Here is a 20,397-nt window from a genome sequence, read left to right as displayed (position 1 = left end):
CAGGGAAGTATTCACAGCGTGTTTTGAAAAGCCCTACCCGATACCTGTTACCTCAAGGCTAAAGGCCAGAAAACAAAAAACCCGCCAATCCAGAGGAAAGGCGGGTTTTCAGTAGCTGCTAGCTATCAGTCAGAAAAGTCCGTCGGCTGCTCGCCTTCTTTGACTTCCTTCATAGACAGCTTCACACGACCACGGTTGTCCACATCCAGAACCTTGACCAGAACTTCCTGACCTTCACTCAGCTCGTCAGTCACGTTCTCGATCCGGCGATCAGAGATCTGGGAAATGTGCACCAGACCATCCTTGCCAGGCAGGATGTTAACAAAAGCACCAAAGTCCACAATGCGCTCAACGCGACCTTTGTAGATAGCACCCACTTCGATTTCTGCAGTGATTTCCTTAACCCGGTTAACCGCCGCCTGGGCTGCTTCCTGGTTATCTGCATAAATCTTCACGTTACCGTCGTCATCAAGATCAATAGAAGCGCCGGTCTCGTCACAGATAGAACGGATCATGGAACCGCCCTTACCGATAACGTCACGGATCTTCTCTGGGTTGATCTTGATAGCTGTGATGCTCGGAGCGCGCGGTGAAAGCTCAGTCCGCGATACAGAGATAACCTTGTTCATCTCACCCAGAATATGCTGACGCGCTGCGTGAGCCTGTTCCAGAGCAAGTTCCATGATCTCGTCGGTAATACCCTGGATCTTGATATCCATTTGCAGTGCGGTCACACCGTCTTTGGTACCGGCAACCTTGAAATCCATGTCACCCAGATGATCTTCATCACCAAGAATGTCAGTCAGGATCGCAAACTTGTCGCCTTCCTTGACCAGACCCATGGCGATACCGGCTACCGGGGCCTTCAAAGGAACACCGGCATCCATCAGCGCCAGACTTGAACCACAGACAGACGCCATGGAGCTGGAGCCATTGGATTCAGTAATCTCGGAAACCGCACGAATAGCATACGGGAACTCTTCCATGGTCGGCATAACCGCCATCACGCCGCGCTTCGCCAGACGACCGTGACCTACTTCACGGCGACCAGGAGTACCGACACGGCCAGCTTCACCTACGGAGTATGGAGGGAAGTTGTAATGGAACAGGAACGGATCCTTGCGCTCGCCTTCCAGAGCGTCAATTGTCTGAACGTCACGGGAAGTACCCAGAGTCGTGGTAACAATCGCCTGGGTTTCTCCACGGGTAAACAGTGCAGACCCGTGAACACTCGGCAGAATACCAACTTCAATTTCGATCGGACGGACTGTTTTGTTGTCGCGACCGTCGATACGCGGCTTACCATCGATAACCTGCTGGCGAACAACCGACTTTTCGATTTTTGCAAAGTTCTTTTTAACATCATCAGCGGAAGGCTGGGCTTCCTCTTCGCCTGCCAGTTTCTCAACAGCAGCCGTTTTGATTTCGCCAAGACGGGCATAGCGGGCCATCTTGTCATGAATTCCGTAGGCTTCTTCGATAGCCCCGGCAAACTCAGACTTGATCGCGCCCAGCAATTCAGTGTTTTCAGCAGGTGCCTGCCAGTCCCAACGGGCCTTGCCATTTTCAGCGGCAAATTCCTTGATCGCTGTAACAGCAGTCTGCATTTCCTGGTGCGCAAACAGAACACCACCCAGCATCTGGTCTTCAGTCAGGCCTTTGGCTTCGGATTCAACCATCAGAACCGCTTCATCAGTTCCGGCAACGACCATATCCAGCAAAGACGTCTTCAGATCTTCAAAACTCGGGTTTACGAAGTAACCCTTCTCGTTGGTGTAACCAACACGACAGGCGCCGATAGGGCCGTCAAAAGGAATACCGGAAATGGCCAAGGCAGCAGAAGCAGCCAGCATGGCAGCGATATCCGGGTCCTGTTGCTTACTGGACGACATAACCGTACAGATAACCTGAGTCTCGTTCATGTAGCCATTCGGGAACAGCGGACGAATCGGACGGTCGATCAGGCGGGATGTAAGCGTTTCTTTCTCGGAGGGGCGGCCTTCACGCTTGAAGAAACCACCCGGGATTTTACCAACGGCATAGGTTTTTTCGAAGTAGTTAACGGTCAGCGGAAAAAACGGCTGACCCGGCTTGGCTTCCTTGGCACCAACCACGGTACCCAGAACCGAAATATCACCAATGGTGACCAGAACGGAACCCGTAGCCTGGCGGGCAATACGGCCCGTTTCCAGAGTGACGGTTTCGCCACCCAGTTCAAATGATTTTTTACGCGGTTGCAGATCCACAACGAACTCCTGCGTTATCTATTCAGAATGATTGAAGTGTGACTCTGAAAGTGCCCTGCCTGAAAGCTAACAGGCTGTTGTAAAACCCCGGCCAGGCAACTGGTACGCTGCAATTGCGTACCGCCCGGGCTTTCAACAACCTGCTATCAATTTCAGCTTTCCAATCCAACAGGAAATCTCAGATTCACTGAATAATCAATGCGGTGATAAAAAACACAACCGGCAGGCCCCTTCAGGAACCCGCCGGCTGGTGGCTGCCACCGGTGCAATACCAGAACAGCCGTCAGGTCGTATAAGACCGGATTTAACGACGCAGACCCAGGCGCTTGATCAGCTCCAGGTAACGATCGCCATTTTTCCGACGGAGGTAGTCCAGCAGTTTACGACGCTGGTTTACCATCCGGATCAGGCCACGGCGGGAATGATGATCCTGCTTGTTAACCTTGAAATGATCCTGCAGCTTGTTGATGTTGGCGCTCAGCAGTGCAACCTGCACTTCCGGGGAACCAGTATCTCCATCAGCTTGCTGATAGTCTTGAACGATTTGTGCTTTTTCATTGGCAGAAAGTGCCATAACTCACCTCATGTTTGCGATGCTGTCAAATCCGGCCGAACCGCGCATCTCTACAGCCCGGCTATACAGTGGCTTACCTAACGTTTACCACTGTCACTTACCAGCCGACGAGGCACCAATCTGGTTTCCTCGCCTTCAGGCATTGCTTCTGCGAGTCCTACAAAACCTTCGTTGCCATAAATGCGTACGAAACCTTCATAAGCCAGACCCGGTATTCTAACCGGTTGTCCATTCAATATCGACACCAAAGGCTGGCCCGACAGGCGGTGCTCAGGGAACATCGAGAGAGCAGCATCAGGCGCAACCAATAAGCCATCCAGGCTTTCTCCACGATCACGTATTGCTTCAAGATCAGGCACCGCATGGGCATCAGCGAGAGTAAACCCTGCTGCCAACGTGCGCCTCAACGCAATAACATGAGCTCCGCACCCCAGTGCTTCGCCGATATCTTCGACGAGTGAGCGAATGTACGTACCTTTGGTGCACTTCACTGCGATATCCATTTCGTTTTCCCGCACATCGAGGAGCTGGAGATCGTAAATGGTTACCGGACGCGCCGGTCGCTCTATCTCAATGCCTTCACGGGCATATTCGTATAGCGGACGACCGTTGTGTTTAAGCGCAGAATACATGGAGGGAACTTGCTGAATATTGCCACGGAATTTCTCGAGTATCGGTTCGAGCACTTCTGGCACGAGACCTTCCGGGACTGGCTTTGTGGCAACAACAGAGCCTTCACTATCGCCGGTTTCGGTGCGTTCACCGAGCCGGGCTGTAGCGACATATGCCTTGTCGCTGTCCAGCATCATCTGTGAGAACTTTGTCGCCTCACCAAAGCAAAGGGGCAAGACTCCCGTTGCCAGCGGATCGAGGGCGCCCGTATGGCCAGCCTTGGCGGCACCATACAGACGTTTGACCTCTTGCAGAATACCGTTGGATGTAATGCCCATCGGCTTGTCGATGACCAGAATGCCATTGACTTCACGGCCCTTACGTCTGCGACTCAAGCGTTCGACTCCGGATCACTCTGGTTGTCATCTTCCGTTTTAACAGCTGGCTTATCACCCACTGCTTCACGGATCAGACTATCCATTCTGCGACTGTAACCCTGAAGGGCATCAAAGTGGAACCGCAACTGGGGTATAACCCGCAGTTTCATGGCCCGGCCAACCTGACCACGAAGGAACCCTGCAGCCTTGTTCAGCACCGAAATCGAATCCTTCACCTCCGGGGACTCAGCAGTGAGCTCCTCAGTGGACAGCAAAGAGACATAGATGTCAGCGTAGCCAAGGTCGCGACTGACCTTGACTGCATTGACAGTTACCATCCCCAGCCGTGGATCCTTGACCTCACGCTGAATCAGCTGAGCAAGCTCACGCTGCATCTGATCGCCGATGCGATCAATACGACTGAACTCTCTAGGCATCAGGCCCCCGTAGATTCGAGTTTACGCTCGACTCTGACACGATCGAAGACTTCGATCTGGTCGCCAACCTTCACGTCATAGCCTTTAACCCCGATACCACATTCCATGCCATTACGGACTTCAGGAACGTCGTCTTTAAAGCGACGCAGGGATTCCAGCTCGCCCTCGAAGATAACCACGTTGTCGCGCAGTACCCGAATCGGCTTGTTCCGATATACGTTGCCTTCAATCACCATACAGCCTGCAACCTGGCCAAACTTCGGTGAACGGAACACATCGCGAACGTCGGCAATACCTATGATGTCTTCGCGGAATTCAGGTGCCAGCATGCCAGTCAGCGCTGCTTTAACATCGTCCAGCAGGTTGTAGATGATGCTGTAGTAACGCAGATCCAGACCTTCCTGCTCCACAAGACGCTTGGAGGCAGTATCGGCGCGCACATTGAAACCAAAAATAACCGCGCCTGTCGCCATGGCAAGACTTACGTCTGTCTCGGCAATACCACCAACACCAGAGGACACAATCTTGACCTGAACTTCATCGTTACCCAGATCCATCAGCGACTTGGTAATAGCTTCCAGCGAACCGCGAACATCTGTTTTAAGAACAACGTTGAGGGTTTTGACCTCGTCCTTACCCATGTTCTCGAACAGGTTCTCCAGCTTGGCTGCCTGCTGGCGCTGCAAACGCTGCTCGCGTTCACGAATATGGCGGAATTCAGCCAGTTCTTTTGCCTTGCGCTCGTCGGCTACAGCAAAGAACTCATCGCCGGCATTTGGCGTACCATTCAGACCAAGAACCTCGACCGGAATAGACGGCCCGGCTTCTTTAACCTGTTTACCTGCTTCATCGGTCATCGCGCGGACTTTACCGAAGTATGAGCCTGCAACAACCATATCGCCCTGGCGCAAGGTACCATTCTGAACAAGCACTGTGGCTACAGAACCACGGCCGCGCTCAAGACTGGACTCAACCACAACACCTTGTGCCGGCGCGTCAGGCGAAGCCTGCAACTCAAGAATCTCTGCCTGTAGCAATACGGCTTCCAGCAGATTGTCGACGCCTTCACCTGTGTGAGCAGAGATAGGAACAAACTGAATGTCACCGCCCCAGTCTTCAGGGATAACCTCAATCGCCGCCAACTCGTTCTTCACACGGTCAGGGTCTGCCTGTTCCTTGTCCATTTTGGTAATAGCGACAACGATAGGAACACCGGCAGAGCGGGCATGTTCAACCGCTTCTTTGGTTTGCGGCATAACGCCATCGTCAGACGCTACCACCAGGATCACTATGTCGGTGCACTGGGCTCCACGGGCGCGCATCGCGGTAAAAGCCGCGTGGCCAGGGGTGTCCAGGAACGAAATCATACCGTGATCAGTTTCTACATGGTACGCACCGATATGCTGGGTAATGCCACCGGATTCTCCCGAGGCAACCTTGGTGCGGCGAATGTAGTCCAGCAGTGATGTCTTACCGTGGTCAACATGCCCCATTACACTTACAACCGGTGCACGCTTGGCCTTTACCTTACCCTCAACGTTGAATTCGCTGAGCACGCCTTCTTCAAAGGCATCATCACTGATGGGCTTGGCTTTGTGGCCCAACTCTTCAACGACCAGAGTCGATGTCGCCTGGTCCAGCGCCTGGTTAATAGTTGCCATCACGCCCATGCCCATCAAAGTCTTGATGACATCACCGGATTTGACGGCCATCCGCTGGGCTAGATCGCCAACGGTAATAATTTCTGGAACTTCTACTTCTCTGACCATTGGTTTGGTCGGCCTCTCGAAGCCATGACGCTTCTCTTTGGGTTTCTTTTTCGCACGCAGTGGCTTACGTAATGTGCTGTCATCATCTTCCGAGATAACCAGCGGCTCATCTGCAGTACGACCACGTGGACCACGGTGACCAGCCTGTTTTTTCTTGGGCTTGCCATCCTCAACTTCTTCGCCACGCTCACGAACTTTTTCTTTCTTCTTCTTCGGCTTCCGGTCTTTGGCATCGCTCTCTGGCGGCGGTATAGGCATGTCTGCCGGAGCCGGAGTTGGCTCAGGTGCCTTTTTCGGCTCAGCCTTGTCTTCCGCTTCAGCAACCGGCTCTTCCGCCTTTGGCGCTTCAGCCTCAGCACTGACCTGCGGTGTCTCCACAGTCTCTGTGTTCTCGACTGGCTCTGCCTTGGGTTGTTCTGTTACCGGCACTTCCTGCTGAAGCTCTTCCGGAGCTTCCACTTCCGCCTCAGGCGCCTGATCCGCACGTTTTACATAAGTGCGTCGCTTGCGCACTTCCACATTGACGGTCTTGGCTTTACCAGCCTTGAGCGTGGTTGTGGTTTTACGCTTCAAAGTAATCTTGTTCGGCTCAGCGCCTGCTTCACCGTGGGTCTTTCTCAGATAAGCCAGCAACTGCTGCTTCTCATCACTGGATACAGCGTCGCTTTCTGAGCGGGCTTTCAGGCCAGCTTCCACGATCTGTTTCAGCAAACGATCCACGGGAGCGCCTACATCTTCGGCCAGTTGTTTTACCGTTACTTCAGCCATACTGGTCTCCTCCCGAATTAAGCCTGGTCTTCAAACCAGGGGGCGCGTGCGGTCATAATCAACTGTCCTGCACGCTCTTCATCCATACCTTCGATATCAAGCAAGTCATCAACTGACTGCTCCGCCAGATCTTCCATGGTACGCACACCCATTCCTGCGAGTTTAAACGCCAGAGTGCGATCCATTCCGTCCATACTCAGAAGATCTTCCGCCGGCTCAGAGCCGTCCAGGGCTTCTTCACTGGCCAAGGCCTGATTTAACAGGACATCCTTGGCACGGCGACGCAGCTCACCGACGGTTTCTTCATCAAAACCTTCAATCGCCAACATCTCTTCCATGGGTACGTAGGCGACTTCTTCAATAGAAGTAAAGCCTTCGTCAATCAGCACACCCGCAAACTCTTCATCAACATCGAGATGGGCAACAAAGTGTGCAACCAGAGTATTATACTCCTGCTCCTGGCGCTCGCCGGCTTCCTCTTCGGTCATGACATTCAGTGTCCAACCAGTGAGCTCGGTAGCCAGGCGCACGTTCTGCCCGTTACGCCCGATAGCCTGCGCCAGATTATCTTCTGCAACGGCTACTTCCATGGTATGACGATCTTCATCCATCACAATGGATGCAACTTCCGCCGGCGCCATGGCATTGATAACCAGTTGAGCGGGATTATCATCCCACAACACGATATCCACTCGCTCGCCGCCCAGTTCATTGGAAACAGCCTGCACGCGGGAACCGCGCATACCTACACAGGCACCAACCGGATCAATACGACGGTCATTGGTCTTCACGGCAATCTTTGCCCGTGAGCCACAATCACGGGCCGCGCCCCGAATTTCAATCAACTCTTCTGCAATCTCAGGCACTTCAATGCGAAACAGCTCAACCAGCATCTGTGGATCAGAACGGCTGAGGATAAGCTGCGGACCACGGTGATCCGTGCGGATTTCGAGCAACAGCGAACGTACCCGGTCACCCATACGGAAGGTTTCACGCGGGATCAGGTTCTCTCTGGGCAGCAGTGCTTCTGCGTTCGCGCCAAGGTCGACTATGACGTTATCGCGGGTAACCTTCTTTACAGTACCCGAAACCAGTTCACCTACACGGTCACGATAGCTGTCGACGATTTTGCTGCGCTCAGCCTCACGAACCTTCTGGAAGATAATCTGCTTGGCTGCCTGAGCGCCAATACGGCCGAAAGCGACAGACTCTGCTTTCTCTTCATAGGTGTCACCCGGCTTCAGCGAAGGATCAATTTCTTCTGCCTCCTGAAGCGTCAACTCGGTACCCAGCGCAGGAACAGCATCGTTATCAACAACCAGCCAACGGCGGAAAGTTTCGTACTCACCGGTACGGCGGTCAATGGATACGCGCACATCCGACTCTTCATCTTCGTAACGCTTTTTGGCAGCGGTAGCGAGTGCCAACTCGATCGCCTCGAAAATCACTTCCTTCTCGACACCTTTCTCGTTCGAGACGGCTTCAACCACCAGCAAGATCTCTTTACTCATTGGATTGCCCTGCCCTGAAAATAAACTGTGCATCTACTGAGTTGTTCAAATGGCTCACTCGAATACCGGAACAATTTGGGCTTTTTCAATGCTGTCAAAAGGTAACAGATACTCATGGTCATCAACGACCACGACGACATCATCACCTTCTACACCTTTGATAAGCCCCTGAAACTTACGCCGGCCTTCAAACGCCATGCGCAAACGAATTTGTACCTGATGCCCCACAAATGCCTGATAGTGCTCAAGCCGAAACAGAGGCCGATCCATCCCCGGAGATGAAACTTCCAGTGTGTACTCGGTCTGAATGGGGTCTTCCACATCCATCACGCCACTGATCTGACGACTGACTTTCTCGCAGTCATCGATTCCGATGCCGTTTTCGGCATGGTCTATAAACACCCGCAGCATGGACTGATAGCCCTTGGAGCGAAACTCAATGCCCCAGAACTCATAACCCAAACCTTCAACCACAGGCCGAAGAATGTCTTCCAATTGTTTAAGCTTGCCTGACAAGTTAGGCTGTCTCCGTTATGAAATTTACCGGCACCAAAAACAAAAAAAGGGCTGTCAATCAGCCCTTTTTACGCACCAGGGGCCGTTGCGCCAGGCCCCTTAATCAAAAACCCCCGATAACTGGGGCCTTTTGTTGCAAGAACTCACAGGAAGCAAACCGGTATACCGCCTCCTGCTGACAGACACCTGGCCTGCCAGGAGCCCGAAAACATAAATATATCTGGCCCCAATAACCGCCGGAGTATAGAGACGCCGGACGGACTGGTCAAGGACTGAGCAAAAAAACGGCCTGGAAAATCCAAGCCGTTTTTCTTCTTAATTGGTGCCCAAGGCCGGACTCGAACCGGCACGGCTTTCGCCACTACCCCCTCAAGATAGCGTGTCTACCAGTTCCACCACTTGGGCAACACTCTTACTCAAGCTCGGGGAGATCAGACTCCCCGCTCCCGGTTTCGCTAATGCCAGCCTCACCATCCGCAGCATTCTGAACCGGAGCCTGGCGGGATTCCTCAACAACCGGAATACCTGCCTCACCCGCTACTTCAGCCCGCTGCTTGGCAAATACTGCCAGCGAAAAACTTGTAACAAAAAACACGATCGCAAGCATGGTCGTCATGCGGGTCAGAAAACTGCCGCTACCCTGACTACCGAATACAGTCTGGGAAGCACCACCACCGAAGGCTGCACCCGCATCCGCACCTTTGCCCTGCTGGATCAGCACCAGACCCACCAGCGCCACCGCGATCACGACGTGCACAACGACTACTAGTGTTTCCATCCAATCCATATTGACTCTCGCGAACCTTTAATTTTCGGCACCAACCGGAAACGACCGGCAGATGCACATAAATTCTTTTGCGACCAATGATGCGCCGCCGATTAAACCGCCATCTATATCTGGTTCTGAAAAAAGCGCCGCAGCATTATCCGCTTTTACACTGCCGCCGTAAAGCAATGAAATACTTTCTGATGGAGCGCCCATATCTTTCAGCACTTTCCGCACCGCTGCATGCATGGCTTGAGCATCGTCCGAGGTTGCCGTTTTACCGGTACCAATTGCCCAGACCGGCTCATAGGCTACCACGATATCATGCCACTTTCCTGCCGGCACTGAAGCCAGACCTGCACGAACCTGAGCAGCAACTACCGCCTCAGCCTGCCCTGACTCCCGCTCTTCCAGAGTTTCGCCGACACATACAATGGCCGTCAGACCACTGGAAACCACAAGAGATACTTTTTCAGCAACCAGCTCATCAGTTTCGCCGAAAATCTGGCGGCGTTCAGAGTGGCCAACGAGCACATAACGACAACCCGCATCTCTGGCCATACCGGCCGAAATTTCCCCGGTATAGGCACCTGACTGCCACCGCCCAACGTTCTGAACACCGACGGACAGGGCATTTTCCGCCTGCACCAATACATCACCGATGTAAATTGCGGGAGGAATAATAACAACCTCCACACCTTTATCAAGAGTTCCGGCCTCAGACCGGATCGAGCCAACCAGTTTTTCCGAGAGGTCTTTCGACCCGTTCATCTTCCAGTTTCCGGCTACAATCTTGCGACGCATATCAGTTCCCGAACGTTAGGGAGGCCGCACTATACAGCACTCCCCCACAACAGACAACAGCCTGAATCCAACAAATCAGGGCGTTGAGTTTTCCACGACCTGCGCAAGCTCTTCAGCGACACGACGGATGCCATCAGCGCTCTGGCCTTCGGCCATTACACGGATCAGGGATTCTGTCCCTGATGCCCGCAACAGGATCCTTCCGGAGCTGCCAAGCTCTGATTCGGCGCGCTTTACTGCCGCAACAATATCGTCGCGGCTAAATGGATCAAAGCGCCTTGCAACCCGCACATTGATCATCGTCTGAGGCAGCTTGCTCATACCCCGGCGCAGCTCGGAGAGAGTTTTACCTGATTTTCCGATAGCTAACAACACCTGAAGCGCAGAGACAATACCATCGCCGGTACTGGTGCAATCGCGGATAACCATATGCCCGGACCCCTCGCCGCCGAGCACCCAATTGTTGGCCAGCAAGCGCTCGGTAACATAACGGTCACCAACATTGGCGCGCTCGAACATGATTCCCATCTCTTTTAGCGCGAGCTCAACACCCAGATTTGTCATCAGAGTACCGACCACCCCACCTCTGAGCCGGCCTTCGGCAAATCGCTGAGAGGCAATAACGTAGAGCAGCTCATCCCCGTCTACCTCGGAACCATCCCGATCCACCATCAACACCCGGTCGCCATCGCCATCAAAAGCTATACCCAGGTCAGCTCCCCTATCGACAACAGCCTCTTTCAGCCCTTCAAGATGGGTAGAGCCCACATTAAGATTGATGTTAAGCCCGTCGGGCTCAGCACCTATAACCGACACCCTGGCACCGAGTTCGCGGAAAACTTTCGGAGCAACGTGGTAAGTCGCGCCATGAGCGCAGTCCAGAATAATATTCATATTATCCAGTGTGAACTGGTTTGGAACCGTGCTCTTGCAGAATTCTACATAACGCCCTGGAGCATCTTCTATCCGCGAGGCCTTGCCCAGTTCGCCCGGACCACAGACTTCAATAGGCCTATCCAGCCAGCTCTCGATTTCCGCCTCCAGCGCATCATCGAGCTTGGTACCATCGGCAGAAAAGAATTTTATTCCGTTATCATGATGGGGGTTGTGGGAAGCACTGATAACAATGCCTGCAGACGCCCGAAAGGTACGGGTCAGGTAGGCGATTGCTGGCGTTGGCATCGGACCCAGCAGCTTCACATCCACACCTGCAGCCGACAAACCGGCCTCCAGTGCAGACTCGAACATATAACCCGATAGCCGTGTATCCTTGCCAATCAACACACTGTTCCGCTGCCCACTTCTCTTGAAAGCCTGCCCTGCAGCCCACCCCAGGTGCAACATGAACTCCGGCGTTATCGGGTGTTCACCCACCCTGCCGCGTATTCCATCCGTTCCAAAATACTTTCTTCCGGCCATCAAACTGCCTCCATTACGGCCGTCGCGACTCTGACGGCATCCACGGTTTCCCTGACATCATGCACGCGAACAATGCCCGCACCCTTCATTGCAGATATTGTCGCGGCCGCAAGACTCGCCGACAACCTCTCGTCTACCTCCCGGCCCGTTATCTGGCCCAGCATGGACTTTCTCGACATACCTACCAGCAGGGGATGACCAAGAACATGCAGCTGCTCCAGCGACGCCAGTAACCGCAGATTATGCTCAAGGTTTTTCCCAAACCCGAAACCCGGATCGAGGATTATGTTACGGGCAGAAACACCCGCCTTCACTGCGACACGAACCCGCATGCTCAGAAACTCACCGACCTCACGCAATACATTCTCGTACACCGGCCGGTCCTGCATGGTTTCAGGCTCTCCCTGTATATGCATCACACATACAGGGACTCCAGCTCTTGCCGCAGCCGATGCCGCGCCCTCTCTCTGAAGAGCCCGCACATCGTTAATCAGCCCGGCACCAAGGCTGACCGCCTGAGACATTACTTCCGGAGTGCTTGTATCCACCGAGACAACCACGTCCAGCTCCCGCGAAATCGCCTCTACCACGGGACAAACCCTGTCGAGCTCTTCCTGCACAGACACTCTGGCCGCGCCGGGGCGGGTGGATTCCCCACCCACATCAATAAAGGCTGCGCCATCGCATACCATTTGCCGCGCTTTCAGCAGCGCAGCATCCAGACGGTTGAACCGACCACCATCAGAGAACGAATCCGGCGTCACATTGAGAACACCCATTACATGGCAGCGAGACATATTCAGCGCTCGCCCGGCAAAGCTCATTTCCATAACAAAATTTTCCTGGACAGACACGCAAGAATCCAAGCATGGCAAAAACAAACGCCGCCCATAAACAGGGCGGCGCAAGTTAACTCAGATTACCTGAAACCGAAAATCCTAGTGCTCTCCGGCCGGACGACCTACATCGGACTGATGGTTATCGCCCGAAGGCTTGGATCCGGAAGCCTGCTCCGGGGCGTCCGTCTTGGCGCCTCCGGCAGAACCCCGGTCGTCCCAACCTTTCGGAGGACGCGGAATCCGACCTTCCATTATGTCATCAATCTGGTGACGGTCGATGGTCTCGTACTTCATCAACGCCTGAGTCATGAGATCCAGCTTGTCCCGGTTTTCGACCAGAATTTGCGTAGCCTTCTCATAACAGGTATCGATGATGTTGCGGACCTCTTCATCAATACGCTGCGCCGTTTCGGGCGAGTAAACCGTCTGAGCCTGACCAGCGGAACGGCCAAGGAACGGCTCTTCACTATCCGTATCATACTGGAGCGGGCCAAGCTTCTCAGACAAGCCCCAGCGGGTGACCATATTGCGGGCGAGACTGGTAGCGCGCTCAATATCATTCGAAGCGCCGGTAGTGACCCCATCAAAACCAAGAGTCAGCTCTTCGGCAATACGACCGCCGAACAGACTACAGATAGAGCTGATAAGGAAGCGCTTACTGTGACTGTACCTGTCTTCTTCAGGCAGAAACATTGTCACACCCAGGGCCCGACCACGGGGAATAATGCTTACCTTATAGACCGGATCGTGTTCTGGCATCAGCCGCCCGACGATTGCGTGGCCAGACTCGTGATAAGCCGTATTGAGCTTTTCCTTTTCACTCATCACCATGGACTTGCGCTCAGCGCCCATCATGATTTTATCTTTAGCCAGCTCAAACTCTTCCATAGAAACCAGACGCATATTACGGCGCGCCGCAAAAAGAGCTGCTTCGTTAACCAGGTTCGCAAGATCAGCACCGGAGAAGCCAGGCGTGCCTCGCGCAATCAGCGCAGGCTCAACATTCTCATCCAGGGGCACTTTCTTCATGTGCACCTTGAGGATCTGCTCCCGGCCAATAATGTCTGGCAAACCAACAACGACCTGACGGTCAAAACGACCAGGGCGCAATAACGCCGGATCAAGAACATCCGGACGGTTCGTCGCTGCAATGACAATAACACCCTCGTTACCTTCAAAGCCGTCCATCTCAACCAGCAACTGGTTCAGAGTCTGCTCGCGCTCATCATGACCACCGCCCATGCCCGCACCACGATGGCGGCCAACCGCATCAATTTCATCAATAAAAATAATGCAGGGGCTCTGCTTCTTGGCCTGCTCGAACATGTCCCGCACACGCGATGCGCCAACACCTACGAACATTTCCACGAAGTCGGAACCGGAAATCGAGAAGAACGGGACCTTGGCTTCACCAGCAATAGCTTTTGCCAGCAGGGTTTTACCGGTACCCGGCTGACCCACCATCAAGACGCCTTTGGGAATACTGCCACCAAGGCGCTGGAATTTACTGGGGTCCCGCAGGAAATCCACCAGTTCCTTAACGTCCTCTTTGGCCTCATCCACACCAGCCACATCGGCAAAGGTGGTCTTGATCTGATCTTCGCTCATCAGGCGCGCTTTGCTCTTGCCGAACGACATGGGGCCTTTGCCGCCACCTCCGCCCTGCATCTGGCGCATGAAGAAAACAAACAGGGCAATAATGATCAGTATAGGGAACGCCGCCACCAGCAACTGAGTCCACAGACTCTGGCGCTCAGGCTCCTTACCGATCACTTCAACTTTGTTCGCAAGAAGATCGTCCATCAGTTTGTTGTCCGCCACCTGAGGGCGAATCGTCTGAAACTGGGAACCGTCACCGCGGGTGCCCTGGATTTCCAGACCATCAATGGTGACTTTGTTGACCTGGCCCTGCTGGACCATTTCAACGAATTGGGAATAATTGACTTGCTGCCCGCTGGTGGTGGGAGAGAAATTCTGAAACACCATCAGCAGTACGGCGGCTATTATCAGCCAGAGAACCAGATTTTTTGCCATATCGTTCAAGGATCATCACCTGTGAATTGAAGAGCGTGTCTGCAAAGAAGCTACTCTTTATCGACACCTTACACCAAATGTACGTCTATCCACCAGAAACGGCCTACCCGTAACGGCCACAGAAAAACGCAGCGGCGGATCAATCTGAAGACGCTTCTGAACGCCGGAATAATCCCCATGTTCATTATATGTGGGCACCATCTCGGAAATTACAACGTCTGCAAGGTGATCTGTGTGCAAGGTTGTCTGCTACAATCCGCGAATTATACGACGTTGCCAGCGAATATGCCGCTGACCTTTTGTTAATAGCACCGATAAAGAGATTACATCATGAGCCTTTCACCGGAACAGCGCCGGGAATACCGGGCCATTGCCCACCACCTGAAACCCGTCATTATTGTGGGCGACAAAGGCCTGACCGAAAACCTCCAGGAAGAACTGGAGCGCGCCTTGAACGACCACGAACTCATCAAAATCAAAGTTGCAAGCCAGGACCGGGAGGCCCGCCAGGAAGCAATCAGCGCGCTTTGCGCATCCAGTGGCGCAGAAATTGTACAAACCATCGGTAAAATTGCGGTGATTATGCGCAGGGCAAAGAAGCCCAACCCAAAACTATCCAACCTGTTACGCCACAAACACTGACACCCCCGAACATAAAAAAACCGGCCGTGTAAAACACAGCCGGTTTTTTTGTTCCCTGCGGACAGGGAATTCCAGTCCGGTGCAAATCAGATGTATTCCACCTGCTCGATTTCGTACTCCACCGTACCCGAAGGCACGCGGATAGCAACAACATCCCCCTCACTCTTGCCAACCAGAGCGCGAGCTATGGGCGACGAGATGGAAAGCTTGCCTTCCTTGATATCTGCCTCGTCTTCGCCAACGATCTGATAGACCACCTGCTCATCTGTATCCATGTTCATCAGGTGAACAGTAGTTCCGAAGATAACCCGGCCGGTGTTTTCCATAGTGGTGACATCAATCACCTGAGCGGCGGACAACTTACCTTCAATTTCCTGAATACGACCTTCAATAAAGCTCTGCTGTTCACGGGCAGCGTGATACTCGGCATTTTCTTTAAGATCACCATGCTCCCGCGCATCTGAAATAGCAGCGATTACCCGGGGGCGATCCTCGGATTTCAGCTTCTGAAGCTCCACACGGAGACGGGACTCGCCCGCTTTTGTCATAGGTACTCTTTCGCTCATAACTTTACTTCCCTGCGTGAAGATCTTGCAGGCGGCGTACTGTACGCTCCGGACCAAATTTGATGGCCCGACAGAAGGCTTCGCCGCCCGCCAGTGTTGTTGTATAGGCTACCTTGGTCTGCAGAGCTGACTGGCGAATCTGCGCCGAATCAGACACTGCCTTGCGGCCCTCAGTTGTATTAATAATCAGCTGAACCTGCCCATTCTTGATGGCGTCCACGATATGAGGCCGACCCTCGCCCACCTTGTTCACTCGCTCCACATCGATACCCGCCTCACGAAGAGCTTTCGCGGTACCTGTAGTAGCAACAAGCCTGAAACCTGCATCAACCAGATCACGGGCAACCTGAATAGCACCGGCCTTGTCTACGTCACGAACAGACATAAACACAATACCACTGGAAGGCAGGCGCTCTCCAATAGCCAGCGAAGCCTTGGCAAAGGCTTCATCAAAACTGTCACCAAGCCCCATGACCTCGCCAGTAGACTTCATTTCCGGCCCGAGGATCGGATCAACCAATGGAAATTTGTTGAACGGGAATACAGATTCCTTTACAGCGTAATAGCTGGGCACCACTTCCTTTGTAAAGCCCTGCTCGGCAAGAGACGTACCAGCCATAACCCGCGCAGCAACCTTGGCAAGGGATACTCCGATAGCCTTGGACACAAAAGGTACTGTGCGCGAGGCGCGCGGATTAACCTCAATTACATATATTTCATTATCCTGCCAGGCCAGCTGCACATTCATCAGCCCCACAACCTCAAGCTCGATCGCCATTTTCCTTACGGCCTCACGCATGGCGTCCTGAACGTCAGACGGGAGGGTATAAGGCGGCAGCGAGCAGGCGGAATCACCGGAATGGATACCCGCCTGTTCAATGTGCTGCATAATGCCGCCGATAACCACATCCTTGCCATCGCAGATGGCATCAATATCCACCTCGATTGCCGCATTCAGGAAATGGTCGAGCAATACAGGGCTGTCGTTGGAAACCAGCACCGCACTGCGCATGTAGCGCACCAGTTCATCTTCTCCGAAAACAATTTCCATGGCCCGGCCGCCCAAAACATAAGACGGGCGCACAACCAACGGATAACCGATTTCACGGGCCGCCAGAATACCTTCCTCGTGGCTGCGCACAGTGGCATTTTCAGGCTGCTTGAGTCCCAGACGGGTAATCATCTGCTGGAACCGCTCACGATCTTCTGCCCGGTCGATAGCATCCGGACTGGTACCAATAATAGGTACCCCAGCCGCCTCAAGCCCCCGGGCCAGCTTCAAGGGTGTCTGGCCACCATACTGGACAATCACGCCCTTGGGCTTCTCGACATTGATGATTTCCAACACGTCTTCAAGCGTAATCGGCTCAAAGTACAACCGGTCGGAAGTATCGTAGTCGGTTGATACCGTCTCCGGATTGCAATTGATCATGATGGTTTCATAACCATCTTCACGCATGGCGAGAGCCGCGTGCACACAACAGTAATCGAACTCGATACCCTGACCTATTCTGTTAGGGCCGCCGCCAATGACCACAATCTTCTCACGATCGGTCGCATCCGCTTCACACTCTTCCTCATAGGTGGAGTACATATACGCAGTGTCGGAGGCAAATTCAGCGGCACAGGTATCCACCCGCTTGTACACCGGACGAATATTCAAATCGTGCCTTACCTTGCGAAGGCTCGACTCAGCCATGCCCAGCAGACTGGCCAGACGGGCATCAGAGAAACCCTTACGCTTGAGACGGAACAGGGTGGCATGATCAAGACCAGCCTTGCCAGCAGACTTCAGCGCCTGTTCTTCACGGATAAGATCTTCAATTTGTACCAGATACCACGGATCTACTCTGGTGAACTCAAACACCTCATCAACGGTCAGCCCGGCCCGGAATGCATCGCCGATATACCAGATACGATCGGCGCCCGGAACACTGAGCTCGCGGGTGAGCGTTTCCCGGGAACTTTCGGAAGTAAACTCCTCAAGCTGCTCATCGAAACCGTCAGACCCGACTTCCAGACCCCTGAGGGCTTTCTGGAGGGATTCCTGGAATGTGCGGCCAATGGCCATGACCTCACCCACAGACTTCATCTGGGTCGTCAGGCGGGCATCGGCCTGAGGAAACTTTTCAAAGGTGAAACGGGGAATCTTGGTAACGACATAGTCGATGCTGGGCTCGAAGGACGCAGGCGTTACGCCGCCAGTGATTTCGTTTCGCAGCTCATCGAGTGTGTAGCCCACAGCCAGCTTGGCCGCCACCTTGGCTATAGGAAAACCCGTAGCCTTGGAGGCCAGGGCCGATGAACGGGAAACCCTGGGATTCATCTCGATGACGACCATGCGGCCAGTGTCCGGGTTGATACCAAACTGGACGTTGGAACCGCCGGTTTCCACACCAATCTCACGCAGCACCGCCAGAGAGGCGTCGCGCATGATCTGGTATTCCTTATCGGTCAGCGTCTGTGCCGGAGCAACGGTGATAGAGTCCCCGGTATGCACGCCCATGGCGTCGAAATTCTCGATGGCGCAGACAATAATGCAGTTATCCGCCTTATCGCGGACAACTTCCATCTCATACTCTTTCCAGCCGATCAGCGACTCATCAATGAGCAGTTCATTGGTTGGAGAGAGATCAAGCCCACGCGTACAGATTTCTTCAAACTCATCGCGGTTGTAAGCAATACCTCCGCCAGAACCGCCCATAGTGAATGATGGACGAATAATGCATGGAAAGCCGATGTCATCAGCAACTTCCCAGGCCTCAGCCATGGTATGGGCAATCGATGCGCGGGGGCACTCAAGACCGATAGCCTTCATGGCAGTATCAAAGCGGCTTCTGTCTTCCGCTTTATCGATCGTATCAGCGTTGGCACCAATCATTTCCACGCCGTGCTCTTCCAGCACTCCGTGTTTTTCGAGATCAAGCGCACAGTTAAGCGCAGTCTGGCCACCCATGGTGGGCAGTAATGCATCCGGCTTTTCTTTTTCAATGATCTTGGCGACTGTCTGCCAGGTAATCGGCTCGATGTAGGTGGCATCCGCCATCACCGGGTCGGTCATGATCGTGGCCGGGTTCGAGTTAACGAGGATTACCCGATAACCTTCTTCACGCAGGGCTTTACAGGCCTGAGCGCCGGAGTAGTCAAATTCGCACGCCTGCCCGATCACAATCGGGCCTGCGCCCAGAATCAGGATGCTTTTAATGTCGGTCCGTTTTGGCATGTCTTGGTAAACCTGTCAGCAACGTTTAAATTCTTGCAGCGCAGAAACGCGGCGCGTGTCCGGGAAGACTTATTTCTCCGTATGCTGGCCTTACGCCCTGGAGACTTCCATCAGACGGATAAACTCATCAAATAAGTGTGCAACATCACCTGGCCCAGGGCTCGCCTCGGGGTGCCCCTGAAAGCTGAACGCAGGCTTGTCGGTACGGCGAACACCCTGCAAAGTGCCATCGAACAGAGACTTGTGGGTAACCTCCAGGACAGCAGGCAAGGATGCTTCATCAACAGCAAAACCGTGGTTCTGGCTGGTGATCATGACCGTACCCTTATCAATCCTCTGAACCGGATGATTGGCACCGTGATGACCGTGGCCCATCTTCATGCTTTTTGCTCCGCTGGCCAGCGCAAGAAGCTGGTGCCCCAGACAGATACCAAATACGGGAATCTCGGTTTCAAGCACTTCCTGGATCGCCTTGATTGCATAATCGCATGGCTCAGGATCACCCGGACCGTTGGAAAGAAATATGCCATCAGGGTTCATCGCCAGCACATCTGCGGCCGGTGTCTGCGCAGGCACCACGGTAATATCACAACCACGGGACGCGAGCATACGCAGGATGTTGAACTTGACACCATAATCCCAGGCCACAACCCTGAACTTCGCTTCACCAGCCTCAGCGTAGCCCGAGTCAAGCGACCACTCACCCTGAGCCCACTTATAGGGTTTGTCACAAGTGACCTCTTTGGCCAGGTCCATGCCTTTGAGCCCGGGGAATGCGTTAGCCAACTCCAGCGCACGCTCGGCAGTGGCGTCAGCGCCGGCTACAATCGCGCCGTTCTGCGAGCCTTTATCACGAAGAATACGCGTAAGGCGCCGGGTATCAATATCGGCAATTCCGACCACATTACTGCTTCGCAGATAGTCATCCAGCGACCCGCTACTACGCCAATTACTTGCCACCAGAGGCAGATCACGAATGATAAGGCCAGCCGCCTGAACACGATCTGATTCTACATCCTCATCATTCACACCGGTGTTACCGATGTGCGGGTATGTCAGGGTAACGAGCTGGCGGGCATATGACGGATCAGTCAGTATTTCCTGATAGCCAGTCATGGCGGTGTTGAACACCACTTCACCACTGGTTTCGCCGTCAGCGCCAATAGCAGTGCCGTAAAACAGGCTTCCGTCTGCGAGTGCAAGGATTGCGGGTGTTCTCAAGGCTTGTATCCTCATCGAGTGGCGTATCGGTTCGTCACGAACAGGAACGCAAGCGCAAATTCAGGTCGCAAAA

16 protein-coding genes and 1 tRNA gene are annotated in these 20,397 nt (G+C 53.7%); 1 reads left to right on the top strand and 16 read right to left on the bottom strand.

The window, feature by feature from the left end; all coding sequences use genetic code 11:
- Window positions 1-125 precede the first annotated feature (125 nt).
- The 13 genes from pnp to ftsH all read right to left on the bottom strand — a co-directional run bounded on the left by pnp (window position 126) and on the right by ftsH (window position 14,681).
- Window positions 126-2,240, bottom strand: coding sequence for a polyribonucleotide nucleotidyltransferase (gene pnp, locus CPA50_RS00660; protein WP_227519556.1), 2,115 nt, complete (start codon window positions 2,238-2,240; stop codon window positions 126-128).
- A 310-nt stretch (window positions 2,241-2,550) separates the two neighbouring features.
- Window positions 2,551-2,820, bottom strand: a complete 270-nt coding sequence (gene rpsO, locus CPA50_RS00655; protein ID WP_096780578.1) for a 30S ribosomal protein S15 — start codon at window positions 2,818-2,820, stop codon at window positions 2,551-2,553.
- A gap of 77 nt (window positions 2,821-2,897) precedes the next feature.
- Window positions 2,898-3,827 carry a tRNA pseudouridine(55) synthase TruB gene (gene truB, locus CPA50_RS00650; protein WP_096780577.1) on the bottom strand — a complete coding sequence of 310 codons (930 nt, stop codon included), beginning with the start codon at window positions 3,825-3,827 and terminating at the stop codon, window positions 2,898-2,900.
- Window positions 3,824-4,246: a 30S ribosome-binding factor RbfA gene (rbfA, locus tag CPA50_RS00645; RefSeq protein WP_096780576.1), complete on the bottom strand. Its 423-nt coding sequence runs from the start codon at window positions 4,244-4,246 to the stop codon at window positions 3,824-3,826. The genes truB and rbfA overlap by 4 nt, the downstream gene beginning before the upstream one ends.
- The gene (infB, locus tag CPA50_RS00640) at window positions 4,246-6,783 is read right to left on the bottom strand and encodes a translation initiation factor IF-2 (RefSeq protein WP_096780575.1); all 2,538 of its coding nucleotides are present in this window, start codon (window positions 6,781-6,783) and stop codon (window positions 4,246-4,248) included. Before infB ends, rbfA begins: the two co-directional genes overlap by 1 nt.
- Before the next feature lie 17 nt (window positions 6,784-6,800).
- On the bottom strand, window positions 6,801-8,294 hold the full coding sequence (nusA, locus tag CPA50_RS00635) for a transcription termination factor NusA (RefSeq protein WP_096780574.1): 1,494 nt from the start codon (window positions 8,292-8,294) through the stop codon (window positions 6,801-6,803).
- Window positions 8,295-8,348: 54 nt separating this feature from the next.
- Window positions 8,349-8,810 carry a ribosome maturation factor RimP gene (rimP, locus tag CPA50_RS00630; RefSeq protein ID WP_096780573.1) on the bottom strand — a complete coding sequence of 154 codons (462 nt, stop codon included), beginning with the start codon at window positions 8,808-8,810 and terminating at the stop codon, window positions 8,349-8,351.
- Between the two features lie 320 nt (window positions 8,811-9,130).
- Window positions 9,131-9,215, bottom strand: a tRNA-Leu gene (locus CPA50_RS00625).
- A 7-nt stretch (window positions 9,216-9,222) separates the two neighbouring features.
- The gene (gene secG, locus CPA50_RS00620) at window positions 9,223-9,597 is read right to left on the bottom strand and encodes a preprotein translocase subunit SecG (RefSeq protein WP_096780572.1); all 375 of its coding nucleotides are present in this window, start codon (window positions 9,595-9,597) and stop codon (window positions 9,223-9,225) included.
- An 18-nt stretch (window positions 9,598-9,615) separates the two neighbouring features.
- The gene (tpiA, locus tag CPA50_RS00615) at window positions 9,616-10,380 is read right to left on the bottom strand and encodes a triose-phosphate isomerase (RefSeq protein ID WP_096780571.1); all 765 of its coding nucleotides are present in this window, start codon (window positions 10,378-10,380) and stop codon (window positions 9,616-9,618) included.
- Between the two features lie 75 nt (window positions 10,381-10,455).
- Window positions 10,456-11,799, bottom strand: a complete 1,344-nt coding sequence (glmM, locus tag CPA50_RS00610) for a phosphoglucosamine mutase (protein ID WP_096780570.1) — start codon at window positions 11,797-11,799, stop codon at window positions 10,456-10,458.
- Window positions 11,799-12,629, bottom strand: a complete 831-nt coding sequence (gene folP, locus CPA50_RS00605) for a dihydropteroate synthase (RefSeq protein WP_096780569.1) — start codon at window positions 12,627-12,629, stop codon at window positions 11,799-11,801. Before folP ends, glmM begins: the two co-directional genes overlap by 1 nt.
- A 108-nt stretch (window positions 12,630-12,737) precedes the next feature.
- A complete protein-coding gene (gene ftsH, locus CPA50_RS00600) occupies window positions 12,738-14,681 on the bottom strand; it encodes an ATP-dependent zinc metalloprotease FtsH (RefSeq protein WP_179397125.1) in 1,944 nt (647 codons plus the stop codon).
- 321 nt (window positions 14,682-15,002) lie between these two features.
- Between ftsH and yhbY the strand changes: the two genes are divergently transcribed.
- A complete protein-coding gene (yhbY, locus tag CPA50_RS00595; protein ID WP_096780568.1) occupies window positions 15,003-15,314 on the top strand; it encodes a ribosome assembly RNA-binding protein YhbY in 312 nt (103 codons plus the stop codon).
- A gap of 86 nt (window positions 15,315-15,400) precedes the next feature.
- Here yhbY and greA read toward each other — a convergent pair whose 3' ends face one another.
- The 3 genes from greA to carA form a co-directional block, all read right to left on the bottom strand.
- Entirely contained in the window at window positions 15,401-15,880 is a 480-nt protein-coding gene (gene greA, locus CPA50_RS00590; RefSeq protein ID WP_096780567.1) for a transcription elongation factor GreA, read from the bottom strand.
- A 4-nt stretch (window positions 15,881-15,884) separates the two neighbouring features.
- Window positions 15,885-19,103 carry a carbamoyl-phosphate synthase large subunit gene (gene carB / locus CPA50_RS00585; RefSeq protein WP_096780566.1) on the bottom strand — a complete coding sequence of 1,073 codons (3,219 nt, stop codon included), beginning with the start codon at window positions 19,101-19,103 and terminating at the stop codon, window positions 15,885-15,887.
- Window positions 19,104-19,193: 90 nt separating this feature from the next.
- On the bottom strand, window positions 19,194-20,324 hold the full coding sequence (gene carA, locus CPA50_RS00580) for a glutamine-hydrolyzing carbamoyl-phosphate synthase small subunit (RefSeq protein WP_096780565.1): 1,131 nt from the start codon (window positions 20,322-20,324) through the stop codon (window positions 19,194-19,196).
- Window positions 20,325-20,397 lie beyond the last annotated feature (73 nt).

It is taken from the genome of Marinobacter sp. ANT_B65 (assembly GCF_002407605.1).
Taxonomy (GTDB): Bacteria; Pseudomonadota; Gammaproteobacteria; order Pseudomonadales; family Oleiphilaceae; genus Marinobacter.
The sequence above is the reverse complement of the archived record's forward strand: the minus strand, read 5'-3'. Positions and strand labels throughout refer to the sequence as shown.